Consider the following 25,952-nt stretch of genomic DNA (forward strand, 5'->3'; position numbering starts at 1 on the left):
GTTACTTCTTCTCCTCGGGCGGATCGGTCATCAGCCCGACGTTATCCACACCGGCGCCTTGCAAGGTCCCCATCAGCTGCACCACCTTGGCGTAAGGCACGGCGCCGTCGCCGCGAATGACCACCGGCGTCTGGGGTTCCACTTCCCGTTGGGCCTTGACCACGGCAGCCAACATGGCCACGTCGTCATACTGTTCGGCTTTCTTGGACCCCACTTGCAGGAAATAGGTGCCGTCCTTGGTGATGGACACCACCGCGGCCGGTTTGGAATCCGGCGGCAACGGCTGGGACGATTGCTTGGGCAGGTCTACCTTCACACCCTGGGTGATAAGGGGCGCGGTCACCATAAAGATGATCAGCAGCACCAGCATCACGTCGATGTAGGGAACGACGTTGATCTCGGCAACAGGGCGGCGGCGTTTACGCGGCGCGGCACTCATGCAGCCTGACCTCCGTCATTGGCAAACACCTGGCGGTGCAAAATGGTGTGAAACTCTTCTTGGAAGTTGAGGTAGCTCAGCTCCAGCTTCTCAACGTTATGGGAGAAACGGTTGTAAGCCATGACCGCCGGAATGGCCGCAAACAGGCCCATGGCGGTGGCGATAAGCGCTTCGGCAATGCCTGGCGCCACCATCGACAAGGTGGCCTGCTGGACATTACCCAGGGCGATAAAGGAGTTCATGATGCCCCACACGGTACCGAACAGACCAATATAGGGGCTGATGGAGCCGACGGTGGCCAGAAACGACAGGTGGCTCTCTAGGTGCTCCACTTCCCGGTTGAGGGTAACGCGCATCGAGCGGTCGGCGCCGTCCAGCACCGATTGGGGGCTGCGGCTGGAGCTTTTGGAGAGGCGAGCGAACTCTTTGAAGCCGGCAGTAAATACCTTTTCCATGCCCCCCAGCTGCTCCTGGCGGGCATTGAGTTCGTGGTAAAGCTTACCCAGATCCACACCTGACCAGAATTTATCCTCGAACCGGTCCGCATTGCTCTTGGCAGATTTGAGCACCTTATGGCGCTGGAAGATCAGGGTCCAGGAGAACACGGAAAACGCCAGCAGGATAAGCATCACGATCTTCACCAACAGGCTCGCCTGCCAGAAAAGACCAAAAAAGGACATATCGTTCACCCTTTGAGCACTCCCAAAACTTGCGAAGGGATGGCCGTGGCTTTTCCTTTGTTTTGATCGACGCAGGCCACCAGCACTTCGGCTTCACACAAAATTTGACCCCCTTCCCTGAGCAGCTGTTGGTGAAAGGTCAGGCTGGCACGTTTAAGTGCCGGCACTGTGCTTGCCACCGTCAGTAACTCATTGAAGCGGGCCGGTAAATAGTTATCCATCTTAACAGAGCGAACAACGAAGGCGATACCGGCCGCCAGCAGCTCGTCTTGCTCTATCCCAAAGCTTCTGAGCCACTCGGTGCGAGCGCGTTCAAAATACTTGAGATAGTTAGCGTGATAAACGATACCGCCGGCGTCGGTATCCTCGTAATAAATACGAATTGGCCATTGATGCTGCATAGGGCCCTCATCATGAGAAAGGGGAGCTTAAGCTCCCCTGAACACTTTACTGGGTTTCACCGAGGTTTTTTAGCAAAAACGCAAAGATGTCGGAAGCCTCACGGATCTTCATCGCCGTAGGCTTACCGGCGCCGTGACCGGCATTATGTTCCACCCGCAAGATGACAGGAGCATTGCCCTGTTGGTCAGCCTGCAAGGTGGCGGCAAACTTGAACGAATGGTATGGCACCACCCGGTCGTCGTGGTCGGCGGTCATCACCATGGTGGCCGGATACGCCTGTTTTTTCAGGTTATGTAGCGGCGAGTAAGCATAAAGGTAGGGGAAATCGGCGGCGTTATCGGCGCTGCCGTATTCACTGGTCCAGGCCCAGCCGATGGTAAATTTCTGAAAGCGCAGCATGTCCAGCACCCCAACAGCAGGCAGCACGGCACCAAAGAGATCGGGGCGCTGGGTGAGCGCCGCCCCCATCAGCAAGCCGCCATTGCTGCGGCCATAGGCGCCTAATTTGGCCGGGCGGGTGTAGCCCATCTCGATAAGGTACTCGGCGGCGGCAAAGTAGTCGTCAAAGACGTTTTGCTTTTTCTCCTTCATGCCGGCCTGGTGCCAGGCTTCGCCGTATTCGCTGCCGCCACGCAGGTTAGGCACGGCGTACACGCCGCCACGCTCCATCCAGGCGATGTTGGCGGGGCTGAACCTCGGTGTCAGCGGGATATTAAAGCCGCCGTAGGCATAAAGCAGGGTCGGGTTGGCGCCATCGAGCTTGATGCCCTTTTTATGGGAGATCATCATCGGCACCCGAGTGCCGTCCTTGGAGCGGTAGAACACCTGCTCGGAGACGTAGTCGTCAGGGTTGTAGGCCAGCACCGGCTGGCGATACACCGATACCCGGTTTTGGTCCATGTCCAGCTTGTAGACGCTCGGCGCCTGGATGTAGGAGCTGAACGAGAAGTACAAGTCGGGGCTGTTCAGACGGCCATAAAGGCCCGACACCGCGCCTTTGCCCGGCAGCGGCACGGTCTTTAAAAAGGTGCCTTTGCGGTCAAAAATTTTCAGCTCCGACAAGGCGTCTTTCATGGTCAGCAGCACAAACTGGTGATTAAAAAGGGCGGCGCCGGCGATGGGGTTATCCCCTTGGGGGATAAGGGTCTGCCAGTGGGCCTTGGCCGGGTGGCGGATATCGATGGCAATGATGCGCCCGCGCGGTGCATCGAGGTTGGTTTGAAAGTAAAATACCGGGCCGTCGTTACCCACAAAGCTGTAGGACGCTTCCAGGGCCGGCAGCAGCTCCACCACCGGGCCATTGGCCTTTAAATCTTTGTAGAAGAATCGGTTACGAGAATCGGTGCCCTTGGAGACGTAGATCAATAGGTAACGGCCGTCTTCCGAGACGTCGGCGCCAAAGCCCCAGTCTTTGTGGTCGGGGCGCTGATAAATAAGCTTGTCGTCACTTTGGCGGGTGCCGATGCGGTGGTAGTAAAGCTTTTGGTTGTAGTTAACCCCGGACAGGCTGTCGCCCTTGGGCTCGTCGTAGCGGGCGTAAAACACCCCTTTATTGTCCTTGCTCCACACCGCCGAGGAAAACTTTATCCAACTCAGTTCGTCTTTGAGCGGCTTGCCGGTGGCCACATTCAAAAACTGCCATTGCTGCCAGTCGGAGCCGGCGCGGGAAATGCCATACGCCAGGGTTTTGCCGTTACCGGACACGGCGTAGCCGGATAGCGCCACGGTGCCGTCGCTGGCAAAGCGGTTGGGGTCCAGCAGCACCCGGGCGCTGCCCTGAGGGCCGTCCTGCACATAGAGCACGTCCTGGGATTGCAGGCCGTCGTTACGGAAATAGAAAAGGTTGTCACCTTTAAAAAACGGCGGCGAGAATTTCTCGTAATTCCAAAGGGTGGTGATGCGTTTTTCTAGCTCCGGGCGCACCTTGATACCGTCAAGGTAGCGCTCAGCCAGGGCCTTTTCCTTGGCAACCCAATCCGTTACCTCGCTGCTGTCGCTTTCCATCCAGCGGTAGGGGTCGGCCACCTCGGTGCCAAAATAGTTATCCACCTGGTTGCCACGGCGAGCGGTGGGATACACCAGCGGCTCGGTTTTAGCGGCAGCGGGCGCTGGCTGCGGCGCCGAGGCTTGCTGGCATCCGGCCAGCAGATTGGCAGCAACGATAAGGGAAAAGAGGTGTCCTTTCATGGGTTATTCCTGATGTTGGGAGGCGCCTTTTGGGGCAGCAACAGGGGGCAATAGCCGATTTATTCACGTCCACTAGCATAACATTGCAAATTTATTCACTGGCGCATGAATATTTTTATGTAGCGCAAATATTAACCAAAAAACTATTTGCATGTTTCAAAAGGGATTTATCAGAAAAAACACGCCAAGCTGACGTGAACGGAAAGAAGAATAGCCATTTAGCATTAGATTTTCTTATTAGAAATTGCAATTTTTCTCGGTTGAGAGCCGCCGTGCAGATCACCATAATGCGCAGCGTCGGATGGCGGCACCAAGGACTTTGGGTGCCACAGGCTGTCCGGCACTGTTTTGGTAGTGTGATTGATTGGCTATTGCCCCACTAGGCAATGTCGACGTTGTTCTTCCCTGGACATATTCCTTCCTTCAATGTGGTTGTTTCGCCCGAGGCCAATGCCTCGGGCTTTTTTTTGCCCCGCCCTCAGGCTCAGAACTCGAACTTGTAGAAGATATCCAGCGCCTGGTTAACGCCGTTGACGGCTTGCAGATAAAGCCGTGGCAGCAGCTCGTAGCGCAGCTTCACCTCGCCCACCGAGTTAAACACCCCTACCCCGTATTCCAATTGCAGGCCCGGTGCCAGGTAACCGGAGATAGCCACCTGGCTGCTGTCGCCGGAGCCAGCGGTGTCGATGGTGACATCGGAAAAGCCCACCTTCTCGGCGGCGCCGGTCACCACGCCACCCAGTTGGCTGACCCCGGCCGACAGCAGCATCGACTGCATCAGGCCGTTGCTGTCGCTGCCCTCTTGGCTGTCGAGCCCCTTGCCGCGCAGCAGATAGGAGAGCTGCTCGCTTTGCTGCATGTCGGGGTCGGAGAACAATTCCACCTTGGGACTGGCGGCATCGCCGGTGACCTTGACCCCAACGGTGATGGAGCTGTCCGACAAGGTGTCCTTGTTGCGGATGGCCTCGATGTTGAGGTTGGGACTGTCCAGGGCCCCGGAGAACAAAATGGAGCCGGTTTGAATAACCAGGTTCTGGCCATAGGCCTTGTAGGTGCCGTCTACCAGGCGAATTTCACCATTGCCGCGCATGGCCCGGTTCGGGTCTTGGGTAATAAAGAGGGTGCCGCCCAGCTTGGTTTTCAGGCCCATGGCTTCAAGGCGCACGTCCTTACCCAGCTCCACCAGCACCTTCATGGCAAAAGGCGCGCTGACCGGCTGCGGGGCGATATCCGGGTCATTGGTGATCACCACCACGTCTTTAGACACCGTCACCGCGCTGGGTGGCAGATCCTTAACCGCAATACGCGCCCAGGGCACCACCACCTTGCCGCTGAGGTTGGTTTCCTGGCCCATGGTCAGGGTCAAGTCCGGGCTTACCTTAAGCTGGCCGTAGCCGGGGTAACCGGCTTCCAGTTCATTGCCTTTGATATGCAGCTCGCCGCTGATGGGCAGCGCCGCCCAGTCCATGTCGCCGCTTAGCTGCAACTGGCCGCCGCCAAGCTTGCCGGTGCCGTCGAGTTTGGCCTTGGCACCGTCGATATCGAGGCGGGTATTGAGCTCGCTTAAGGTCACCATGTCGCCATCGGTGGTGACGCCGCCACCGGTCAAGGCCAGGTTACCGAAGAACAGCGGCTGGCTGAGGTTGCCCCCCAGGCGTCCTTCGCCGTTGATTTGCCCGGCAATGCTATACACCTGGGGCAGCAGCGGCGCCAGCCAATCGAGGGTCAGGCCCTTGATGGCCAGGTTCCCGGAAAGCGCTCTGGCCTGCTGCGGATCGGTCACCTTGGCATCAAGGCTCAGGGTGCCGAGGGTATCGGAGACAAAGGCTACCTGGCTGGTCAGCGCTTTGTCGTCCATGTCGGCGTCAATGCGAAGCTGCTGGTAGCCCACCTGGTTTTTACCGGATGTCAGCTCTCCGGGAGTAGTCTCGAAATGAGCCGACACCTTGGGTTTGCTGCCTTGCCAAGTGGCGCTCGCCTTACCCGACAGCACCGCCTGCCAGTGGAAGTTATCCGGCATAAAGGGTTGCAGGCGAGCCAGTTGCAGGCCAGTGAGGGTCAACCCGGCCTGGCCGCCCTTGGCCGAGGCGCTGATGGGGTCAAGGCACAGGGCGGCCTGCTGTGAGGCCCAGCAATGCTGGCTGGCGCTAAAGCGCTGATCCTGCCAGGCAAGAGCCACCGCCTTTTCAAGCTGCCAGTGCTGCAAGGGAGTATCAAACTGGGCGCTCACAAGACTGCCTTGCCAGTTGCTGCCATCAAGGTGCCCGTCCAGGGCCAGCTCGCCGGCCACCGGCTGGCCTTTGAAGGCCAGGGTCAGGTGGTGATCGCTGCCGCTGCCTTTTAGGGCCAAGCGAATATCGCCAAGGGAGAGCTCGCTTCCCTGGCGCAGGCTCTCAAGGCTGACCCTCAAAGTGCCGCTGGGGTCCTGGCTCAGGGTGGCGTCGGCATCGAGGTTGAGGTTTTTGGCCATCAGATCGTTAAAGCCAAGGCTGTCTGCTGCCAGGCGCAGCTTGAGGCGGGGTTTATCGAGGCTCCCCCCCAACTGCCAGTCGCCCTTGGCGCTGCCACTGGCGCCAAAGCCGTAAAGGCCGAGGTTATTAAGCGCCAGGTGGCCCTTGATATCGAGGCTATCGGCGAGGCTGCCCTTGGCATCCAGGCTGTTGGGGCCGTTCTCCAAGGTCAGCGCTACCTTACCGTGCAGCGCTTCATTAAGGGCAACATCGCCACTGAGCGCCAACGGCTGCCCGGCCAAGGTCCCTTTGAGATCAGGCTGGGCATCGAGCTGCCAACTTGCCCCTTGCAGCTGAAAGTGGCTGGGCAGCTGGCCCGACACCTGGCCTTTGAGGGTGCTTGCCCAAAAGCTCGGGTCGAGGTTGTTGAGGGCCACCAGCCCCTGCCAGTCCACCCCTTCTTGCCAGCCGAGGCGCCCTTTGAGACTCAGCTTGCCATTGGCCATATCCAGCAGCAGTTGGCGGATATCCAGATGCGCCAGATCGCCTCCGGCATCGAGGTTGATGGCGGTTTGGGGAATGGCCGGGCCGCTGGCGCGGGTTTCAAGGGTAAGTTGGTACTGACCCAGGCTGCCCTTGGCAGCTAGGTTACCCTGCTCCAGATGGTACTGGGGGGCATCGAGGGGCCAGCCAAGGGGCTGCCAGTCAAGGGTCACATCAAAAGGCAGGGCCGGCTCGAGGACCGCCAGCTTGCCAGCCAGGTTAAAGGTCACCGGCCCCTTGGCGCGGGTATCAAGCTCAAGGTTTGCCAGGGAGCCTTTGGCACTCAGGGCCAGGGTTTCGCCGCTAAGCTGGCCGTCCAGCAGCGCCTTTTTAAGATTGGCGGTTAAATCCAGCGACAGTGGGTACTCACCTTTAAGGCTCAGCTTGCCTTTAAGGAATGCGCCGGCAAAACGGTGCTCAAGGTGCAGGCTGGTAATGCTCAGGTCACTGCCGCTGACGCTGCCAGCAAAGCTCAGCATCGGCAGGGCTTCTTTGATATCGCCCTGTTGGAAACGGGTATCGGTCAGCACCATGCCGTCAACGGTGATGGCCATGGGCAAGGTAACAGTGGGCAACGTCAGGGGCGCATCGCTCGCCGCCTCGGTGGCGGTATCGGCTTTGGGCGCCTCGGCGCTCGGCGCCATTACCAGCGACAAGCCATTGACCTTGGGCCCGTTGACGGCAAGGCCTTTTTTGTCCCAAATGCCCGACAGGCCAACACTGGTAGCGCCAATTTCCATGCCCGGCACCGACACCTTGATATCACTAAGGTCAGCCTGATCCAGCACCACCGTCAGCGGTAGCGTCAAAGGTGTAGACGCGCTATCGCTGTTATCCTCGCTGGCCGGCTGGTCGCTGCCTGACGCAACATCCACCGCCACACCGTTGACCTCAAGGGTGGTGATGCGCAACTTGTCGTCCAGCAAGGCCGAAGGTGCCCAGGCCAGTTTGAGCTCAGTAAAGGCCAGCGCCAGGCCCTCGGTCTTGTATTGCAGGTTTGTAAAATGCCAGCCGCGGCTGAGATTGCCGTCCAGCATTTCGCCAGAGAGCCCCGGCACGTTGTCCTTGGCCAAAGACCACACCCAACGGTTGCCGGTGTCGGTCAGCAAGATACTGGCCGGCAACAACACCAGCAGGGTGAATAACACCAAAAAGACCCAGGCGGCCCACTTTAACCAACGCATCAGAGTTCAGGCCCCATGGTGAAATGAATGCGCCAGGGCACATGCTCTTCGCTGATCCCAAAGGCCAAATCGATACTGATGGGGCCGATGGGAGTCAGCCAGCGCACCCCAAAACCGGTGCCCACTTTCCAGTCGTCAAAGCCGGTGTACCTATTGGTGGCGGTGCCAGTATCCACAAAGCCCGCCAGCCGCCATTTCTCGGCGATGCGGTGGTCGTATTCGAGGCTAAGGGCGGTGGTGTATTTGCCCCCCACCAGTTCGCCATCGGCGTTGCGCGGGGCAATGGTTCTGTAGCCAAAGCCGCGCACTGTCTGGTCGCCACCGGTGAAAAACCGCAGCGACGGCGGCAGATCGTCGATGGTGTCAACAAACACCGCGCCCTGCTCGGCGCGGGCGATGATGCGGCCATTCTGCCCGATGCTTCTGAGCCACTTGGTGCGCCCCCACACCCGCACAAAGTGGGTATCTGAGCCCAGCGCCTCATCGGAGGTTTCGATGGTGATTTGCTCGCTGTCGCCCCAGGTCAGGTCAACCCCGCCGCGGGTGCGGGTGCGGTTGAAGGAGACACCGGGGATCACCAAGAACACGTCGTCTTCCTGGTCAGCCTGCTTATAAGACTCGAACAGGGTGCGCAAGAACAGATCCCGGCTCCAGTCGTTGGTCTTTTTGTCCCAGCGGTGCAGGGCAAAGGTGAGCTGCTGGCTCTCGGTGTCTTCCTGGTCCAGGTACTGATAACCGCCCTGGAAACTGTAGAACTGGTTGATAGGGTCGCCACGGGGAATGCGGTACTCAAAAGTGGCTTCCTGGCGCGGCGCCGAGACCGTTAAATCGGTGGTAAAGCTGTGGCCGTATTTGTTTAAAAACGGCTTGGTCCAGGACACCGACGCCCGTGGGCCTTCGTCTGATGACGCCCCCAGCCCCAGCTCCACCTGGTTATCGGCCTTGGCCCTTAGCCTTAAAATAATCGGGATGCGGTGCTCGCTGTCGGCCTGGTCGATAAGCGGGATCACATCCACGTTTTTAAAATACTTGGTGGAGGCCACGCTGCGGCTGACATCGGTGACTTGCGAAGCCTGGTAGGGCTCCCCCTCTTTGATGGTGATAAGGGGGTTTAGTAGCTCGCCAACGTCTTCATCACTGTCGATTTTCAAGGCGCCGAAGCGGTAACGGGGGCCGCTGGCAAAGGCGATGTCGACATCGCCGGCATGGGCCTCGGGATACACCTTGACTTGGTTGGCCTCAAAATGAGCATCAAAGTAACCGCGCTGCAGAGCCAGGGTCTGAAGGCGGCTCTTGGTGCTTTCATAGCGGTCGTGGCGCAGCACATCCCCTTCTTTGATGGGCAGCTGCTCAAGGAGGGTTTTGAAAAGTTGGTCATGGTCGGCGTCACCACTCAAGGTGACCTTGATATGGCGAAAACGCACCGGCTCGCCGGGGGTGACTTCCAGGTGCAGGGTGGCACCATCGAGCTTGCCAAAGGCAATTTGCGGCTGGTAGTACCCCAGGGCCTGCAAGCCATTGCGAACCGCCTCAGTAATGTCATCCTCATAGCGCCCTACCCGGTCGCTTTTTACCGGCGGCAGTTGCGAGAGGTAAATCTCTACGTTGCTTTGCAGCTCGCCGTCAAGGCCGGACACGTCATAGCTGACGTTCTTGACGGCGCTCTTGTCGGCAGCCTCGGCGGCAGGCACCAGCAATGCTGCCAGCAGCCCCAAACACAAAATGCGGCGCGCGATGGCGTTGCAATAGGTCACAAACATCCCTGACACAGATAACGGTTATTCGCCGCGGCTCAGCCCAAAGTGGCGATAAGCGCGGTCGGTGGCGATGCGCCCCCTGGGGGTACGCTGCAAAAATCCCTGCTGGATCAAAAACGGCTCCAGCACGTCTTCGATGGTGTCTTTCTCTTCGCCGATGGCCGCCGCCAGGTTATCAAGGCCCACCGGGCCTCCCAGGAACTTGTCGATAATGGCCATCAGCAGCTTCTTATCCATATAGTCGAAGCCTTCGTTGTCCACATCCAGCATATCGAGCGCGGCAGCAGCGATGGTGGCGCCAACGCGGCCGTCGCTTTTCACCTGGGCAAAGTCCCGCACCCGGCGCAGCAAGCGGTTGGCAATACGGGGCGTGCCGCGGCTACGGCGGGCGATTTCCAAGGCGCCGTTGGCGTCCAGCTCCAGATTCAGGTATTGGGCGCTGCGAGCCACGATGGTGGCCAAGTCCTCTATTTTGTAGAACTCCAGGCGCTGCACTATGCCAAAGCGGTCGCGAAGGGGCGAGGTTAACGATCCGGCGCGGGTGGTGGCGCCAATCAGGGTGAAGGGCGGCAAGTCCAGCTTGATGGAGCGGGCCGCCGGGCCTTCGCCAATCATGATATCCAGCTGGTAGTCTTCCATGGCCGGGTAGAGAATTTCTTCCACCACCGGGCTCAGGCGATGAATTTCATCGATAAAGAGCACGTCGTGGGGTTCGAGGTTGGTGAGCATGGCCGCCAGATCGCCGGCCTTTTCCAGCACCGGGCCGGAGGTGGTTTTGATGTTCACCCCCATCTCGTTGGCAACGATGTTGGCCAAGGTGGTTTTACCCAGGCCCGGCGGGCCGAAGATAAGCAGGTGATCCAGCGCCTCTTCCCGGCCACGGGCCGCCTCGATGAAGATCTCCATCTGGGTGCGCACATGGTCCTGGCCTTGGTAGTCGGCCAGACTCTTGGGGCGAATGGCGCGGTCGATGACATCGTCTTCGCGGTCGGCCTGGGGTTTGATAAGGCGGTCGGCTTCAATCATGGCTTACCTCAGAGCATCGCCTTGAGGGCGTCGCGGATGATGGCCTCGGAATTCATGCTGTCTTTGGCCACCTTCTTCACCACAGTCTCGGCCTGGGCCGGCTTGTAGCCAAGAGCCACCAGCGCCGCCATGGCATCATCTCGGGGCGAGCTGGCTGGCGCCACATCGGTGAGCGGCGCCATGTCCAGCACCGGTACCGACAGATCGGCGCCAAAATCCTTGAGCTTGTCGCGCATCTCCACCAACAGCCGCTCGGCGGTTTTTTTACCGACGCCGGGCAATTTGACCAGGGTGGACATGTCGTTATGATGCACCGCCTGCACGAACTGGCCGACGGTCATGTTGGAGAGGATGGCCAGCGCCAGTTTCGGGCCAACGCCATTGGCTTTGATCAGTTGGCGAAACAGTGCCCGCTCTTCTTTGGTGACAAAGCCAAACAGCAGGTGGGCGTCTTCACGCACAATCAGGTGGGTGTGCAGCACCGCCTTGGCGCCAATCTCGCCGAGGGCGAAAAACGACTGCATGGAGCACTGCACTTCATAGCCCACGCCGGCCACATCAATCAAAATCTCCGGCGGCTGCTTGGCTGCCACCAGTCCGGTCAATCTTCCAATCATAAGCTTCCGTTATTTTCTCAGGCGGCCGCGCACTAGCTTGTGCTTATCCAGGGCCATCTTAGTCAGGCTGGTGCTGGTGTGTCCATGGCACAGCGCAATGGCCAGGGCGTCAGCGGCATCGGCCTGGGGAGTGCCGGGCAGTTTGAGCATATGGGCCACCATATGCGCCACCTGGGTCTTGTCGGCCGCGCCGGTGCCCACCACCGCCTGCTTGACCTGGCGGGCCGAGTATTCCGATATCGCCAAACCGGCGTTCACCCCAGCCACGATAGCCACGCCACGGGCCTGGCCCAATTTCAGGGCCGAGTCGGCATTGCGAGCCATAAACACCTGCTCGATGGCAAGCTCATCAGGCTGGAACTGGCGGATGATTTCGCTCACCCCGTCAAACACCTGCTTGAGGCGCTCGGGTAAAGGTTCAGCGGTAATGCGGATGCAACCGGAGCCGAGGTAGCCAAAACGTACCCCTTCCTGGCGGATAAGGCCGTAACCGGTAATGCGGGAGCCGGGGTCAATACCCAGGATAATGCGGGTCATCCCTGTGGTTCCTTCGGGTTGCCGCACCAAATTGATGCACTAAAACGCGGGGTTGGGGCCTGGCCCCGCGCCTTAATGCGCGGGGCCGGGCCTTTGGCTGCCTGCCAGGCAGGGCCATCAGTCTTCGATTTTCTTGACCACCAGCGACAGCTCTTCCAGGGCTTGCGGGTTGGCAAAGCTGGGGGCTTCGGTCAGCGGGCAAGCGGCGGTGGTGGTCTTGGGGAAGGCCATCACGTCGCGAATGGAGCTGGCGCCGGTCATCAGCATCACCAGGCGGTCCAGGCCAAAGGCAAGGCCAGCGTGGATTGGGGCGCCGTACTGCAGGGCTTCGAGCAGGAAGCCAAACTTCTCTTCGGCTTCTTCTTCGCTGATGCCCAGCAGCTTAAATACCGCCTGCTGCATGGTGTTGTCGTGGATACGCACCGAGCCACCGCCCAGTTCCACACCGTTTAGCACCATATCGTAGGCGTTGGAGATGGTGGCAACGGGGTTGGCCGAAAGCTCTTCAGGGGTGGCATTAAGGGGCGCGGTGAAGGGGTGGTGCAGCGCGTAGAGGCGGCCGTCGTCTTCCTCGAACATCGGGAAATCCACTACCCACAGCGGTGCCCACTCATCAGTGCGAGTAAAGCCCAAGTCTTCACCCAGTTTCAGGCGAAGCGCGCCCAGGGCGTCGGTACAGACTTTGTAGGAGTCGCTGCCGAACAGCAGCAGGTCGCCGTCAGCAACTTCAGTGCGAGCCAGCAAGCCTTGGATGGCTTTATCGTCCAGGAATTTCAAAATGGGTGATTGCAGGCCTTCAGCGCCTTTGGCCAGTTCATTGACTTTGAGCCACGGCAGGCCTTTGGCACCGTACACGCCCACAAAGCTTTGGTAGTCGTCCAACTGCTTGCGGGAAAGAGAAGCGCCGCCAGGCACTTTAATCACGGCCACACGGCCTTTGGCATCGTTGGCCGGGCCGTTGAACACCTTGAATTCCACGTGGGCCAACAGGTCGGCTACGTCAACGATTTCCAGCGGGTTACGCAAGTCGGGCTTGTCGGAGCCAAAGCGGGTCATGGCTTCGAGGTAGGTCATGGTGGGGAAGGTCGTAAACTCGACGCCCAGCATTTCCTTAAACAGCTCGGTGACCAGGCCTTCGGTGATTTCGCGCACTTGCGGCGCGGTCAGAAAGGAGGTCTCGATATCAATCTGGGTGAATTCCGGCTGACGGTCGGCGCGCAGGTCTTCGTCGCGGAAACATTTAACTATCTGATAGTAACGGTCCATGCCGGCCACCATCAGCAGCTGTTTGAAAAGCTGCGGGGACTGCGGCAGGGCGAAGAATTTACCCTTGTGGGTACGGCTCGGCACCAGGTAGTCGCGGGCCCCTTCGGGGGTAGCCTTGGTGAGGATGGGGGTTTCGATATCCAAAAACCCTTGCTCTTCGAGGTAGCGGCGCACAAAACCGGTGACCTTGGCACGGAACATCAAGCGCTCGGTCATCTCCGGGCGGCGCAGATCCAGGTAGCGGTACTTGAGGCGAGACTCTTCGCTGTTCTTCTGGTGGTCATCCAGGGCGATGGGCAGCGGCTTGGCCTTGTTGATGATGCTGAGCTTTTTACCCAGCACTTCCACGGCGCCGGTGGCCATGTCTTTATTGATTTGCGACTCAGGGCGGGCGCGAACCACACCTTCTATCTGGACGCAAAATTCGGCGCGCAGGCTGTTGGCGGTCTCGAAGACGTCTTCCAGATCCGGGTCGAAAACCACCTGCACCAGGCCTTCACGGTCACGAAGCTGAACGAAGATAACCCCGCCCAGGTCGCGGCGGCGGTGTACCCAACCGACCAATTGAACACTGTGGCCGACGTGGGCTTCGCGGATCTGTCCACAATAGATGCTGCGCATGAAACTTTAAGTCCTTTGACGAAGAAGTGTGGCTGTTAAGCCAATAATGACCGCCGATTATAGCGACCAGGGCTTGGGGGATTCAATTGACTCGCTATAATGGCGGCCATGCTGTATCTCGGATGCCCCATGTGGTCGCACCCGGCCTGGAAACACCTGTTGTATCCGCCGGGCACGCCTCAAAATCAACACCTGGCCCATTATGCCCGGGTGTTTAGCGCCATTGAAGGCAATACCACCTTTTATGCGCTGCCAAGCGAAGACACGGTAACACGCTGGCAAGACAGCACCCCGGCCGATTTTCGTTTCACCTTTAAATTCCCCCAGGCCATCAGCCACCACAAGGCGTTGGTGGGTGTCGAGCAAGAGCTGGACACCTTCCTGACAAGGCTGGCGCCACTTAACGGCAAAATCAGCCACTACCTGCTGCAGCTGCCAGCCCAGTTCGGCCCCGAGCAAGCCGGCGCCCTGGTACGCTTTATCGAGCAGCTCCCCAAGAGCTTGCCCCTGGCCATTGAAGTGCGCCACCGCACCTTTTTTGAAAAGGGCGAGGAAGAAAGAGCCCTAAACCGCTTTTTGATGGACAGCGGCATCGACCGCATCGTCATGGACAGCCGCCCGGTGTTCTCCGTGCCCGCCAGCACCCCGGTGCTGGTAGAAGCCCAGCAGAAAAAGCCCAAGGTGCCGGTGCATGCCATCGCCACAGGCCAAAAGCCGGTGGTGCGCTTTGTAGGCCTGCCCGAGCCTGCGCTTAACCATGGCTTTTTAGCGCCCTGGGTGGCCAAGGTGGCCAGTTGGCTGGACGAAGGCCTTAGCCCCACTTTTTTTGTGCACAGCGCCGATAACGACCAGGCGCCACTGCTGGCCCGCTGGTTTTACGAAGAAGTGGCCAAGCGTCATGCGCTGCCGGCCCTGGCCCCTTTTGCCCAAGCACCACTCTTTTAAGGGCAAGGGTTTTGCCGTTAAGGGCTGCGAGCCTTGGCAAAGGGTGGCAAAATAGCGGCCGCTTTTTTATCGAGGTGGCCCATGTCCCAGGATCGCATCTATTCCACACCCCACGGCGCCGTGAAGGATTTTGCCTTTGACGAGCAGGTGGCCGATGTCTTTAACGACATGATTAACCGCTCGGTGCCGGGCTACACCACCATCTTGCACACCCTGGGCAAACTGGCGCCGCGCTTTGCCAAATCCGGCAGCCGCATCTATGACCTTGGCTGCTCTTTGGGCGCCGCCAGCCTCGCCATTAAGCGCAGCGTCGATATCGAAGGGGTGGAGCTGATTGCCGTGGACAGCTCGGCGGCCATGATAAGCCGCGCCGAGCGGCAACTGGCCGCCTACAAGGGCAAGGTGGAAGTGAGCCTTAAAGAAGCCGATATCCGCGATATCGACATCGAAAACGCCTCCTTGGTGGTGCTCAACTTCACCTTGCAGTTTTTGCCCCAAGATGACCGCGACGCCCTTATCAACAAAATTTACGCCGGCCTTCGCCCCGGCGGCCTGCTGCTGCTCTCGGAAAAGCTGGTGTTTGCAGACAGCGCCATCAACGATCTTCTCTCTGAGCTGCACTGGGATTTCAAACGGGACAACGGTTACTCGGAGCTGGAAATCGCCCAAAAGCGCACCGCCATCGAGAACGTGATGCGCCCCGACAGCCCAGAAATTCACCTCAAGCGCCTCAAAGGCGCCGGCTTTAGCCACAGCCAGTTCTGGTACCAGTGCTACAACTTCGCCTCTCTGGTGGCCATCAAATGAACTGGTTTCAACGTTTCTACGCCGACATTGCCGAAGGCCAGCTGAGCCACTGGCTGGAAGTGCTGCCCAAACAGCTGCGCCAATGGCAAGAGCAAAGCCTGCACGGCGAGTTTCGCCACTGGCAGCGCATTCTTGGCCAATTGCCAGAAGTCGCTACCGCGCATCTTGATATCAAAGACAGCGTCACCATAGGCGCGCCGGGAGACGTAGACGGCGGCACCCAAAAGGCCATCGAGGGTTTGTTGCAAAAATTCCACCCCTGGCGAAAAGGGCCCTACCGGGTGCACGGGGTACATATCGACACCGAATGGCGCTCGGACTGGAAGTGGGACAGGGTGCTGCCCCATATTTCGCCCCTTAAAAACCGCTTTGTGCTGGATGTGGGCTGCGGCAGCGGCTACCACATGTGGCGCATGCTCGGCGAAGGGGCCTGGCGGGTGGTGGGCATAGACCCATCGGAGCTGTTTTTGATTCAGTTTCAAGCCATCAAGCACTTTGCCAAAGCGGCCCGCCCGGCGCTGCCCATCGATTTGCTGCCCCTTGGCATTCAGCAGCTGCCGGCCCTCAAGGCCTTTGACACCGTCTTTTCCATGGGGGTCTTGTATCACCGCAAGAGCCCCATCGAGCACATCGAGCAGCTGCGCGCCCAGTTAAAAGAAGGCGGCGAGCTGGTGCTGGAGACCTTGGTTATCGACGGCGACGAGAATGCGGTGCTGGTGCCCAAAGACCGCTACGCCCAGATGCGTAATGTCTGGTTTTTGCCCTCTGCCGAGGCCCTTAAGCTTTGGGTAAGCCGCTGCGGCTTTAAAGACATCAAGGTGGTGGACATCGACACCACCAGTACCGATGAGCAGCGGGCCACGGCCTGGATGCGCAACGAGTCGCTCAAGGACTTCTTGGACCCTAATGACCCCAGCAAGACGGTGGAAGGCTACCCCGCCCCCAAAAGGGCGGTGCTGGTGGCTACCGCCTGCTAGAAAAGGCTCAGGTCCAGGGCCTTGGACAATTCCTCCAAGGCCCAGAGCCCCACCACCGAATTGCCGTATTCATTGAGCTCCGGCGCCCACACGCACACCGTAAAGCGCCCCGGCACCACCGCCATGATGCCGCCCCCTACCCCGCTTTTGCCGGGCATGCCGACCCGGTAGGCAAAATCCCCCGCCGCGTCGTAAAGCCCCGAGGTGAGCAGCAGCGCGTTCAGCTGCTGGGTCTGGCGTTTAGTCAGCCACTGGCGGCCACTTTGCGGGCAGCGGCCGTCGGCGGCCAGGAACGAAAAGGCCCGGGCCAGCTCCACGCAGTTCATGGAAAGGGCGCAATAGCTGAAGTAGGCACGCAGCACCCTGTCCACTTCGTTTTCAAAATTACCGAAGCTTTTCATCAAGTTGGCCATAGCCGCGTTACGATAGCGGTGCTCGTATTCGGAATCGGCCACCTTGCGGTCGATGGTGATACTGGCGGTTCCGGCCATCAGCCGCACCGTTTCGAGCATGGCGTGCACAGGCGCCGAGAGCCGCGAACACAGGCTGTCGGCCACCACCAGGGCGCCGGCGTTGATAAAGGGGTTACGGGGAATGCCCTTTTCAAATTCCAGCTGCACCAGGGAATTAAAGGCGGTGCCCGAGGGCTCTTTGCCCACCCGCTGCCACAGCTCGTCACCGTGGCGGTGAATAGCCATGGTGAGGGAAAATGCCTTTGAAATGCTTTGAATGGAAAACCTTTTTTGCGCCTGGCCGCTAGAATAGAGGTCACCTTCGAGGGTGTGGATGGCAATGCCAAATTGCGCGGGCGCAACAGAGGCCAAAGCCGGGATATAATCCGCCACCCTGCCCTGGCCGTAATGGCTGGCAGCGCCGGCGCAAATGTCGTCGAGAAGTTGTTGAAGGTCCACGTTGGCCCAAGGGTTTTTAGACGGTGGCGTTTATTGTCGCCACTGAATGGATAAAAGCAACGCCAAGCCGGGCTTAACCGGCCAATTCAGATTTGATTGATAAAACCTATGTTGAACTTCAAAGCCCCGAACAAAAAAGGACGTACGGATATGCGCAAAGCGCTTTTGTTGCTCGGTGGTACCTTGCTTTTGCAAGCCTGTGCCCAAACCCAGGCCCCCGCCCCAGCTGAAAAGGACATCAACCACCTCCAGGTTCAGCTCGACACCTTGCACGACCAGCAGAACCAGCACCTGGCCACTTTGGAAGCCAAGCAGGCCCAAGCCCAACAGCAGATCCTCAGTGCCCAGGCCGCCCAACAGGCCACCCTGGCTGCTATCGCCGCAAAACTTAACGAAAAACAACAACCTGTGGTTTGTCCGCAAACACCACAACTACAATGCCCGGAGACCAAACCTATGCCGGTAAAGGACGACAAACTGGTGGTTGGCGCCTTGGAAAAGGTACGCCTGCATCCTTCTGACGTAGTACTGACCGCCCGTATCGACACCGGTGCCACCTCGGCGTCCCTCGATGCCCGCGATATCCAGAAGTTCGAGCGCGATGGTGCCGACTGGGTGCGCTTTAAGGTGCCTACCGACGATAAAGGCAGCGACTACATGGAAGTGGAGCGCAAGGTGCTGCGCTGGGTGCGCATTATCCAGTCCAGCTCCGAAGACGGCGAGCGCCGCCCGGTGGTGGAATTTAAATTCGACATCGGCCCTATTTCCCAAAAGGCCGAGTTCAACCTCTCTGACCGCTCGCACCTGGAATTTCCGGTACTGATTGGCCGCAACATCTTAAAAGACGTGATGGTGGTGGACGTAGGCAAGGAATACAGCCTGAAACTGCCGCCGATGAAAGCCGAGGACAAGGACGCTAAATGATTTCCCGGGTTCCCTTTTACACCATTGTCGTGCTCTTCATCCTGGCGGGCCTGGGGCTGGCTATCGCCCGCCACGCCCAGATGGAGATCCCCTTTTTGCCGGGCGCCGAGCGGCCAGTGTGGCTGGTAGAAGCGCGTATCGATTTTAACGCCAAGAACGAGCCGGTGCTGGTGAGCATGGACTTGCCCGACAGCCCGCCAGGCTTTCGGCTCTTTACCGAGCAAGCCGCCAGCCCCGGTTACGGCTTTTCGGTCATTCGCCATGACGGCAATCGCCGGGGCGAGTGGTCTATTCGCCGCGCCGTAGGGCCGCAAACCCTCTACTACAAGGCGCAGTTCCTGCAAGCCTCTGATATCGAAGAGCTGCCGGAGCAAACTCCGCCCGAGGCTCAAACCATCGACTGGGACGGCCCCCAAGGCACCGCCGCCACCCAATTGCTGGCCCAGGCTCAGCAGCGCTCATCCACGCCGCAGTCACTGACCCGCGAGCTGATTAAACTTTTGAACCAGCCCGAACCCGGCCAGAACGCCGCCTTGCTGCTGCAAGGCCACACCGAGGCCGACCTGCTGGTCAAACTGTTGAACCAGGCTGGCCTGCCGGCCCGCGAATCCCAAGGCTTGTATCTCGAAGATGCGCGCCGCCGCCAGAGCCTGAGCTCCTTTGTGGAGGTGTACGCCGACAACCGCTGGCTGGTGTTCGACCCCAAAACCGGCGAACAGGGCCTGCCGGACAACGTGCTGATGTGGCACAAAAAAGGCGTGTCCTTGCTGGATGTGAACGGCGGCAGCGGCTCCAATGTGTCGTTCTCCATCATCCGCCAAACGGTGCCGGCCTTGCAGCTGGCAAGGGCCCAGGCTGAAGAACACGGCTTTGGGCAGTTCTCCATCTACCAGTTGCCCATTGAAGAACAATCCATGTTCAAGCTGTTGCTGCTGCTGCCCATCGGTGCGGCGGCGGTGGTGTTTATGCGCATTATCGTCGGGGTGAAAACCTCGGGCACCTTTATGCCGGTGCTGATCGCCGTGGCCTTTTTGCAAACCTCCTTGCTGCCCGGCATTGTCAGCTTTATTACGGTGGTGGCGCTGGGCTTGCTGCTGCGGGGCTACCTCTCAAGGCTCAACCTGCTGCTGGTGGCAAGGATAGCTACCTTGGTGATTTTGGTGGTGTTTATCATCGCCATCATGAGCATCGTCGGTTACCAGCTTGGCTTTAACACCGGCATGACCATCACCTTCTTCCCGATGATCATCATGGCCTGGACCATAGAGCGGATGTCCATCCTCTGGGAAGAAGACGGCCCCAAAGAAGTGCTCAAGCAAGGGGGCGGCTCGCTGCTGGTGGCCATCCTCGCCTTCTTGGCCATGGAGTCCAAGCTGGTCAGCCACCTCACCTTCAATTTCCCCGAGCTGCACTTTGTGCTGCTGGCGATGATCCTGTTGATGGGGCAATACAAGGGTTACAAGCTCACCGAGCTCAAGCGCTTTAAAGCCATGGTGGACCGCGCATGAAGTGGGCCAGCCCCTTTGCCCTGAAACGGGCCGGCATCCTTGGCATGAACCGGCGTAACGTCGCTTACATCGGCCAGTACAACAAGCGCAGCCTCTACCCGCTGGTGGACAACAAGCTCAAGACCAAGCTGCTGGCCGAAAAGCACCAGGTAACGGTGCCAAGGCTGCTGGGAGTGGTGCAGCAGCAGCATGAGATTGAGCACGTGGCGGAGCTGGTCACCAACTTTGCCTCTTTTGCCATCAAGCCCGCCAAGGGCTCCGGCGGCAAAGGCATTTTGGTGATAACCGGCCGCGACGGCGACGATTTCGTCAAAGCCTCGGGGTCGGTTATCAGCCAGGAAGACGTCAAACGGCACATGACCAATATCCTGGCCGGGCTCTATTCGCTGGGCGGCAAGCCGGACGTGGCCATTATCGAAGAGCTTATCGAGTTCGACGATAGGTTCGACGGCTTTTCCTTCCAGGGGGTGCCGGATATTCGCATCATCATCTTCCAGGGCTACCCGGTGATGGCCATGCTGCGCTGCGCAACCCGCGCCTCTGACGGCAAGGCCAACCTGCACCAAGGCGCCGTGGGGGTGGGGCTGGATATCGCCACCGGCCGCTGCCTGAACGCCGTGCAGTTTGGCGAGGTGGTCAGCCAGCACCCGGATACCGGCAAGGCGCTCAATCAAATCACCATCCCCTACTGGACCGAGATGCTGGAACTGGCCTCCACCTGTTATGACATGACCAGCCTTGGCTATATCGGCACCGACTTGGTGCTGGATAAAAACAAGGGGCCGCTGCTGCTGGAGCTGAACGCCCGGCCGGGGCTGTCTATCCAGGTGGCCAACGGCTGCGGGCTGCTGCCGCGCCTAAAACACATCGAGAAGATGAAAAAGCGCCACCACAGCCCCGCCGAGCGAGTGGCCTACGCCAAGGCCGCTTTTGGCCAGCCACTCGCAGGCAATACCGCCAGCGAGTGATTTTTGAAGCAGCCTGCGGGCTGCTTTTTGTTTGAGAAGACGAAAAACCTGCTATTCATCAGGCAGTAAGGCGCCGTGGCCCATCATTAAATGCTAAAGGAACCCGGCAGCCCTCTGCCCCCACTAAGGACCCGCGCGCCATGAAATGGACATTGCTGACGGCGGTATTTAGCCTGCCCCTCTTTGCCAGCCCCGCCGAGTTTGATTGCCAGCCGGAGCTTGAACGCCTGCAAAACCTGCCAGCCCTGCCCCAGCAGCCCAAAGCCTGGCTGCAGGCGGTAGATAGCTGGCGGCTGCCGGCCCGCAATAAGCTCTCAGCCGCTTATGTCTATAACGATGCGGCAAGCGACCCGCAAAGCCGCCAAAGCGCCCGCCAGTGCATCAATAGCCTGTCCAAAGCCTTTGAAAAACACACCAATAGCCTTCGCAGCCAAGCCAAAGCGCTGCTTCCCGGCGCCTCGGGGTTAGAAGCGCGCGCCCTTGGCGCCTGGGCCGGCTCCACCAAGGCGCTTAAAAGCCCCGAATACCGAGCGGTGGTGGATAAGGGCCGCAAGCTCAGCCAGCGTTTTCGGGCCAATATCGACAACTTCGAGGGCCGCTACCCGGTGCCCGAGGGCTGCCAAGGCAAGCTCCCCGGCAAGTGGCAAAAAAGCGTGCCGCTTCGTGGTGGCGCCGTAAAAGCCGCCCTTAACGATGTGCCGCCCCACTGCCGCGAGGCGCTTTTTGTCGCCTATGAAAGCCGCCTGAGTGCTGCCAACGCCCCGGTATTAGCGGCGCTTTTGGAAAACCGCCAGCAGCAGGCCAGCCTCGATGGCTTTAAAGACTATGCCGACCGCCGCCTGGCCCGCACCCAGCTTGGCAGCGCCGAGGCGGTGTGGCGCTACCTCGATAAGCTCTCGGCAAAAAATCGCGCCGCCGCCGAGGCCGAACGCGCCGCGCTTAACAACCCGCCGCTTTGGGCGCTGCAAAGCCCCAAGGTCGAAGACAAGCCAGCCAGCTACCGGCCTCAAACCCTTATCGACAACTACTTTGCCTGGCTGGGCAAGGCGCTGGATCTGCGCTTTGTGCCCATCGAGGTAGCGCACCCCTGGGCCAAGGGCATCAGCGGTTATGAGCTTCGCCAAGGGCAAAAGGCCATCGGCAGGCTCTATCTCGACCTTTACCCCCGCGACGGTAAATACGGCCACAACCGCCACCGCGAGCTGCAACGGGGCGTTACCGGCGTGCAGTTACCGGCCTCGGTGCTGGTGATGAACCTCCCCGAAGACCGCTGGCACCATAAGGACCTTAAAAGCCTGATGCACGAAAGCGGCCATGCCCTTAACAACCTGCTGGCGAGCCAGCCTTATGAAATTCTGGCCGGTATCCGCCTGCCCTCCGACTTGGTAGAAGTGCCCTCCAAGGTGCTGGAGCAACTGGCTTGGGACCCGGCGATTCACCAGGCCATTACCGGCGTACGCGAGGCGCCCCCCGAAGATGTGCGCCAGCAGGGCATCGCCCTTGACCAACGCATTTTGAATTCGGCCATGGCCCTTGCCTACCACCAGAGCGGCGCGCCGGACATGGAAGCCATCAACGCCAGGCTTTACCCCAAATACCTGCGCCAGGACTACATCAAGGGCCTCTCGCCCCAGTACGCCTTTCGCCACCTGGCCAGCTACGGGCCGGCCTATTTCACCTACCTTTATGCCGACGCCAAAGCCAGCGACATCAGCGAGGCCATCGCCGGTGGCCAGCTGACCTTGCGCCGCTTTGCCGATTGCATGCTAAGCCCCGGCGGCAGCGTACCGGCCCGCGAGCAGCTGGCCTGCGCCACGCCAGTAGATTGATAAAAGGAGCAGACATGACCGCTAAGCACACCGCTCTGGCCCTGTTGCTGGCCCTGGCCCTGCCTGCGCTGGCAGACACCCCCAAGGCCGCTGATGTCAGCCAGGGCATTCAGCAGCAGCTTGAGCATCACCTCTACCAACTGCCGCCAAGGGTGCAGGGCCACTACGGCATTCGCCTGTGGCGCCTGACAGGCGACAAGCAATACCTCAATAGCGCCCTTTACGACCTTTACGTGGTGTCCGACCGCCTCGAAGCCATCTCCCATGGCCTGAGCCAGCCGGGCTTTATCGAGCACTACAGCCAGCGCTTGGTCAAAGACCTGCCTAATACCGAGCGCGGCAGGCTACGGGAAGCCGCCATTAAAGGCCGTGCCTCTTACCTTTTTTACGCCGATGAGCTGCTGCGTTATATGAGCCGCCTGGACGAGCTGGGGTTTGTGCACCCCAACGACACTGCCTTTCGACAACGGCTCAAAAGCTACGATTTCAAGCCGGCGGTGACCGACCCGCGCATGATCCGCGCCTACGCCGCGCAGCTTGCCAACCATGTCTGGTGGCTCTATCAGTTGGGGATCGTCGACCTTCGGCAAGACTTTGTGGCCGCCTTTCGTGCCACCTACCCGGACAGCCAGGACAAACAGCTCTCGGACCAGCAGTTTGACAATAAAATTTACGGCATGACCCATATCGTCTTTGCCGCCTCCGAGTATTATCAGCACCACCTCGACCCCAAGGCCTACGCCTGGATAACCGACTACATGGACAGCCACAGCCAGCAGATCATCCAAAGGGCCAAGCCGGACGTGATAGCCGAGGTGGGCATCGTCTATGAACTGCTGGGTAAGAAAGACAGCCCGGTGCTGGCCCAGGCTAAGGTCGCCATCATCAAGGCCGTGGACAGCCGCCATCAGGTGATCCTCTCGGAAAAAGGCAACCCGGACTTGGCCCTTGGCGAGCATCGCAACGTGCTGGCCTGGATGCTGCTCAACTGGCCGGACAAACTGCACAAGGGGCCGCTGCTGGGCAAATTCAAGGCCCTGCGTGAAGACCTGCCGATGTCGGTCACCCCCAAGCACAACAAGGAGTAACGGATGAAAGCGGCACTTTTTACCCTTCCCCTGCTGCTGGCCCTGGCCCAGCCTGCCCATGCGGCAACGGCGCCGCTGTTGAGTGACAGCGATGCCACCCGCTTGCTGCGCCACACCTTTGAGAGCCGCTACATCGAGCTTGGCAGCGGCGCGCGCCAGCACTATTCCCTGCGCCTGTACCGGCTTAGCGGCGACAAACGCTACCTGCCCGATATCGTCTCTGACGCCTATGAAACCGCCAGCCGCCTGAACCACTACGTAGCAATGCTGGGCGACCCCAAGGCGCGCAAGGCCGAGTCGAGCCGGCTTATCGGTAATATCTCCGATGGCCCCCGTGGCCAGCGCCGCAAGGAAGTCTTGGCAGGCTCGGGGGATCTGCGCTTTGCCATGTACCTGACCTACCTGCTGGCCAAACTGGACGATCTGGGGCTGAAACATGAGCGCCAAGGCGAGCTGATAAGCTACTTAAAAGCGCACCCGGACCTAAAAAAGGTGATGCTGGACCCAGAATTCATCAAAGCCTACGCCGCCCAGGCAGCCAATTACGTGTACTGGATGGAGCAGCTGGGGGTAGCGGACCTTCGCCAGGATTTTGACCAGGCGATGCGCCACACCTACCCCGATGCCAAAGACGGCAAGCTCAGTAAAAAACAGTTTAAAAACAAGGTGTACGGCATGACCCACATCGTGCTGGCCGCCTCCGGCTACTACCAACATGACCTCAAAGCAGCCGATTATCGCTGGATAACCGATTACTTCCTGAGCCACGGCCAACAGATCCTCGAGCGCACCTCAGAAGACGTCATGGCCGAGGTGGCCTTGTGTCTGGAGCTGACCGGCCAAGGCGACCAGCCACTGGTGCGCAGCATCAAAGACCGCCTGAAACAGGCCATTAACATCAAAGCCGGCCTTATTCCCTCGGTTTCAGGCAAAGTTGCCCTGTCTAGCGGCGAGCACCGCAATGTGCTGGCCATCGCTTTGCTGGCCTGGCCTGCCAAGCGATTTGACGGCCCAAACCTGGGCCAGGCGGCCAAACTGCCTTTTGGTTTAGAGGCCAAATAAAAAAATACCCCGTAGGAAATCCCTACGGGGTTTTGGCTTCACAGGATGATTGATAAACAAACATGCTTTTGAGGAATGGCGGTCCTTCAAACCACCATTGAGGCGAATATGCCATAGGGAAAAACAAAAAGAAAACGTTTTCCTGAAAAAATTACCGGCAAAGGGGGTTTTTTCCCCGGCCCCTTTTCGGCAAGCTGCCCCTATACCGATAAGAGACATTGCCATGTACAGGCCTAAGACCACCCTCGAACAATGGCGGATGCTGCAAGCCGTGGTGGACCATGGTGGTTACGCCCAGGCTGCCGCGGCCCTTAACAAGAGTCAGTCGTCCCTGAACCACGCCGTGGCCAAGCTCCAAGACCAGTTGGGCGTGCCGCTTTTGGAAGTCAAAGGCCGCAAAGCCTTCTTGACCCCCACCGGCGAGGTACTGCTACGCCGCTCACGGGCCCTGACCGACACGGTGGAAACCCTCGAAGGCCTGGCCAAGAACATTGAAAGCGGCTGGGAGCCGGAAATTCGGCTGTCGGTGGAGTCGGTCTATCCTTACGCCCTGCAAATTGAACTGCTGGAGCGTTTTGGCCCACAAAGCCGTGGCTCGCGCCTGCAAGTCTTTAACTCTGTTATCACCGGCTCCGAAGAGCTTATCCTCGAAGGTCTGGTGGATGTGGCCATCACCAGCATCATCCCCCGCGGCTTTATCGGCCTGGCGCTGATGAGTATTGACCTGATACCGGTGGTACACCATAGCCACCCTCTGGCCAGCCGCGAAGGCGCCATCAACGCCGACGAACTGGCTCAAGAGCTGCAACTGGTTATTCGCGACACCGCCCACCGCCCCAAAGAAGTGTCCGGCTGGCTTAAAGCCGAAAACCGCTGGACCTTCAGCCACTTCTATGACGCCTTGCAGGTACTGGAAGGCGGTATGGGCTTTATGTGGATCCCCCAGCACTGGGTGGAAGGAAAGTTGGCCGAAGGCAGTTTGAAACTGCTGTCCATCAAGGATGGCGGCCGGCGCACGGCGGTGATGAATCTGGTGGTGCCGGACCCAGACCAAATTGGCCCCGGCACCCGGCTGCTGGTGGACACCATCAAGGACCTGCATGGTTTGCCAGTGGACAATTAATAAACGCTTGTGAAACAAACGCTTTTTAACAGATTTATTACTTGTCTACAGACGGAGGCTAAGACACACTAACGCCCATGCATGGAAGCAAAGATGTCCAA

Annotated in this window: 21 protein-coding genes; 10 read left to right on the plus strand and 11 right to left on the minus strand. The window is 59.3% G+C overall.

Annotated features, from left to right (window positions below; translation table 11 throughout):
- Nucleotide 1: 1 nt before the first annotated feature.
- The 10 genes from tolR to aspS all read right to left on the minus strand — a co-directional run bounded on the left by tolR (nucleotide 2) and on the right by aspS (nucleotide 13,709).
- Nucleotides 2–439, minus strand: a complete 438-nt coding sequence (tolR, locus tag EDC28_RS05640; RefSeq protein WP_050657465.1) for a protein TolR — start codon at nucleotides 437–439, stop codon at nucleotides 2–4.
- On the minus strand, nucleotides 436–1,128 hold the full coding sequence (gene tolQ / locus EDC28_RS05645; protein ID WP_336391505.1) for a protein TolQ: 693 nt from the start codon (nucleotides 1,126–1,128) through the stop codon (nucleotides 436–438). Before tolQ ends, tolR begins: the two co-directional genes overlap by 4 nt.
- The gene (ybgC, locus tag EDC28_RS05650) at nucleotides 1,125–1,520 is read right to left on the minus strand and encodes a tol-pal system-associated acyl-CoA thioesterase (protein ID WP_050657463.1); all 396 of its coding nucleotides are present in this window, start codon (nucleotides 1,518–1,520) and stop codon (nucleotides 1,125–1,127) included. Before ybgC ends, tolQ begins: the two co-directional genes overlap by 4 nt.
- Nucleotides 1,521–1,566: 46 nt before the next feature.
- Nucleotides 1,567–3,708 (minus strand): prolyl oligopeptidase family serine peptidase, encoded by a 2,142-nt coding sequence (locus EDC28_RS05655; protein WP_123420950.1) that lies wholly within the window; start codon nucleotides 3,706–3,708, stop codon nucleotides 1,567–1,569.
- 484 nt (nucleotides 3,709–4,192) lie between these two features.
- Entirely contained in the window at nucleotides 4,193–7,885 is a 3,693-nt protein-coding gene (gene tamB, locus EDC28_RS05660; RefSeq protein WP_123420951.1) for an autotransporter assembly complex protein TamB, read from the minus strand.
- A complete protein-coding gene (gene tamA / locus EDC28_RS05665) occupies nucleotides 7,885–9,639 on the minus strand; it encodes an autotransporter assembly complex protein TamA (RefSeq protein WP_244946547.1) in 1,755 nt (584 codons plus the stop codon). Before tamA ends, tamB begins: the two co-directional genes overlap by 1 nt.
- A 24-nt stretch (nucleotides 9,640–9,663) precedes the next feature.
- Nucleotides 9,664–10,668 carry a Holliday junction branch migration DNA helicase RuvB gene (ruvB, locus tag EDC28_RS05670; RefSeq protein WP_050657460.1) on the minus strand — a complete coding sequence of 335 codons (1,005 nt, stop codon included), beginning with the start codon at nucleotides 10,666–10,668 and terminating at the stop codon, nucleotides 9,664–9,666.
- Between the two features lie 8 nt (nucleotides 10,669–10,676).
- Complete coding sequence (gene ruvA / locus EDC28_RS05675; RefSeq protein WP_123420953.1) at nucleotides 10,677–11,285, minus strand: Holliday junction branch migration protein RuvA; 609 nt, start codon at nucleotides 11,283–11,285, stop codon at nucleotides 10,677–10,679.
- 9 nt (nucleotides 11,286–11,294) lie between these two features.
- Nucleotides 11,295–11,822 (minus strand): crossover junction endodeoxyribonuclease RuvC, encoded by a 528-nt coding sequence (gene ruvC / locus EDC28_RS05680; protein ID WP_050657458.1) that lies wholly within the window; start codon nucleotides 11,820–11,822, stop codon nucleotides 11,295–11,297.
- 117 nt (nucleotides 11,823–11,939) lie between these two features.
- Nucleotides 11,940–13,709: an aspartate--tRNA ligase gene (gene aspS, locus EDC28_RS05685; RefSeq protein ID WP_123420954.1), complete on the minus strand. Its 1,770-nt coding sequence runs from the start codon at nucleotides 13,707–13,709 to the stop codon at nucleotides 11,940–11,942.
- A 129-nt stretch (nucleotides 13,710–13,838) separates the two neighbouring features.
- Here aspS and EDC28_RS05690 point away from each other — a divergent pair, with 129 nt between their 5' ends.
- The 3 genes from EDC28_RS05690 (at nucleotide 13,839) to cmoB (ending at nucleotide 16,438) form a co-directional block, all read left to right on the plus strand.
- The gene (locus tag EDC28_RS05690) at nucleotides 13,839–14,654 is read left to right on the plus strand and encodes a DUF72 domain-containing protein (RefSeq protein ID WP_050657456.1); all 816 of its coding nucleotides are present in this window, start codon (nucleotides 13,839–13,841) and stop codon (nucleotides 14,652–14,654) included.
- Between the two features lie 81 nt (nucleotides 14,655–14,735).
- Nucleotides 14,736–15,461 (plus strand): carboxy-S-adenosyl-L-methionine synthase CmoA, encoded by a 726-nt coding sequence (gene cmoA / locus EDC28_RS05695; protein ID WP_123420955.1) that lies wholly within the window; start codon nucleotides 14,736–14,738, stop codon nucleotides 15,459–15,461.
- Nucleotides 15,458–16,438: a tRNA 5-methoxyuridine(34)/uridine 5-oxyacetic acid(34) synthase CmoB gene (cmoB, locus tag EDC28_RS05700; RefSeq protein WP_123420956.1), complete on the plus strand. Its 981-nt coding sequence runs from the start codon at nucleotides 15,458–15,460 to the stop codon at nucleotides 16,436–16,438. The genes cmoA and cmoB overlap by 4 nt, the downstream gene beginning before the upstream one ends.
- On the opposite strand, the gene glsB is transcribed toward cmoB, so the two are convergent.
- Nucleotides 16,435–17,349, minus strand: a complete 915-nt coding sequence (gene glsB / locus EDC28_RS05705; RefSeq protein WP_123420957.1) for a glutaminase B — start codon at nucleotides 17,347–17,349, stop codon at nucleotides 16,435–16,437. The two genes, cmoB and glsB, sit on opposite strands and share 4 nt — an antisense overlap.
- A gap of 150 nt (nucleotides 17,350–17,499) precedes the next feature.
- Between glsB and EDC28_RS05710 the strand changes: the two genes are divergently transcribed.
- From EDC28_RS05710 to EDC28_RS05740, 7 genes are all read left to right on the plus strand, one after another.
- Entirely contained in the window at nucleotides 17,500–18,273 is a 774-nt protein-coding gene (locus EDC28_RS05710; RefSeq protein WP_050657452.1) for an ATP-dependent zinc protease family protein, read from the plus strand.
- Nucleotides 18,270–19,781, plus strand: a complete 1,512-nt coding sequence (locus EDC28_RS05715; protein WP_123420958.1) for a UUP1 family membrane protein — start codon at nucleotides 18,270–18,272, stop codon at nucleotides 19,779–19,781. Before EDC28_RS05710 ends, EDC28_RS05715 begins: the two co-directional genes overlap by 4 nt.
- Nucleotides 19,778–20,749, plus strand: coding sequence for an alpha-L-glutamate ligase-like protein (locus tag EDC28_RS05720; RefSeq protein WP_050657450.1), 972 nt, complete (start codon nucleotides 19,778–19,780; stop codon nucleotides 20,747–20,749). The genes EDC28_RS05715 and EDC28_RS05720 overlap by 4 nt, the downstream gene beginning before the upstream one ends.
- Nucleotides 20,750–20,889: 140 nt before the next feature.
- Entirely contained in the window at nucleotides 20,890–22,578 is a 1,689-nt protein-coding gene (locus EDC28_RS05725; protein WP_123420959.1) for a M3 family metallopeptidase, read from the plus strand.
- A 14-nt stretch (nucleotides 22,579–22,592) separates the two neighbouring features.
- Nucleotides 22,593–23,666, plus strand: a complete 1,074-nt coding sequence (locus EDC28_RS05730; RefSeq protein ID WP_123420960.1) for a DUF3541 domain-containing protein — start codon at nucleotides 22,593–22,595, stop codon at nucleotides 23,664–23,666.
- 3 nt (nucleotides 23,667–23,669) lie between these two features.
- Entirely contained in the window at nucleotides 23,670–24,728 is a 1,059-nt protein-coding gene (locus tag EDC28_RS05735; protein WP_050657447.1) for a DUF3541 domain-containing protein, read from the plus strand.
- A 223-nt stretch (nucleotides 24,729–24,951) separates the two neighbouring features.
- A complete protein-coding gene (locus EDC28_RS05740; protein ID WP_050657446.1) occupies nucleotides 24,952–25,851 on the plus strand; it encodes a LysR family transcriptional regulator in 900 nt (299 codons plus the stop codon).
- The last annotated feature ends 101 nt before the right edge of the window (nucleotides 25,852–25,952 follow it).

The organism is Gallaecimonas pentaromativorans (assembly GCF_003751625.1).
Taxonomy (GTDB): Bacteria; Pseudomonadota; Gammaproteobacteria; order Enterobacterales; family Gallaecimonadaceae; genus Gallaecimonas; species Gallaecimonas pentaromativorans.

Bases quoted from the DNA above. Each gene is read 5' to 3' on its own strand.
- EDC28_RS05735 (WP_050657447.1), top strand. From the start codon at position 23,670: ATGAAAGCGGCACTTTTTACCCTTCCCCTGCTGCTGGCCCTGGCCCAG.
- tamB (WP_123420951.1), bottom strand. From the start codon at position 7,885: ATGCGTTGGTTAAAGTGGGCCGCCTGGGTCTTTTTGGTGTTATTCACC.
- EDC28_RS05715 (WP_123420958.1), top strand. From the start codon at position 18,270: ATGATTTCCCGGGTTCCCTTTTACACCATTGTCGTGCTCTTCATCCTG.
- cmoB (WP_123420956.1), top strand. From the start codon at position 15,458: ATGAACTGGTTTCAACGTTTCTACGCCGACATTGCCGAAGGCCAGCTG.
- EDC28_RS05710 (WP_050657452.1), top strand. From the start codon at position 17,500: ATGCGCAAAGCGCTTTTGTTGCTCGGTGGTACCTTGCTTTTGCAAGCC.
- ybgC (WP_050657463.1), bottom strand. From the start codon at position 1,520: ATGCAGCATCAATGGCCAATTCGTATTTATTACGAGGATACCGACGCC.
- tolR (WP_050657465.1), bottom strand. From the start codon at position 439: ATGAGTGCCGCGCCGCGTAAACGCCGCCGCCCTGTTGCCGAGATCAAC.
- cmoA (WP_123420955.1), top strand. From the start codon at position 14,736: ATGTCCCAGGATCGCATCTATTCCACACCCCACGGCGCCGTGAAGGAT.
- EDC28_RS05730 (WP_123420960.1), top strand. From the start codon at position 22,593: ATGACCGCTAAGCACACCGCTCTGGCCCTGTTGCTGGCCCTGGCCCTG.
- EDC28_RS05720 (WP_050657450.1), top strand. From the start codon at position 19,778: ATGAAGTGGGCCAGCCCCTTTGCCCTGAAACGGGCCGGCATCCTTGGC.
- ruvA (WP_123420953.1), bottom strand. From the start codon at position 11,285: ATGATTGGAAGATTGACCGGACTGGTGGCAGCCAAGCAGCCGCCGGAG.
- EDC28_RS05690 (WP_050657456.1), top strand. From the start codon at position 13,839: ATGTGGTCGCACCCGGCCTGGAAACACCTGTTGTATCCGCCGGGCACG.
- ruvB (WP_050657460.1), bottom strand. From the start codon at position 10,668: ATGATTGAAGCCGACCGCCTTATCAAACCCCAGGCCGACCGCGAAGAC.
- EDC28_RS05740 (WP_050657446.1), top strand. From the start codon at position 24,952: ATGTACAGGCCTAAGACCACCCTCGAACAATGGCGGATGCTGCAAGCC.
- ruvC (WP_050657458.1), bottom strand. From the start codon at position 11,822: ATGACCCGCATTATCCTGGGTATTGACCCCGGCTCCCGCATTACCGGT.
- EDC28_RS05655 (WP_123420950.1), bottom strand. From the start codon at position 3,708: ATGAAAGGACACCTCTTTTCCCTTATCGTTGCTGCCAATCTGCTGGCC.
- aspS (WP_123420954.1), bottom strand. From the start codon at position 13,709: ATGCGCAGCATCTATTGTGGACAGATCCGCGAAGCCCACGTCGGCCAC.
- EDC28_RS05725 (WP_123420959.1), top strand. From the start codon at position 20,890: ATGAAATGGACATTGCTGACGGCGGTATTTAGCCTGCCCCTCTTTGCC.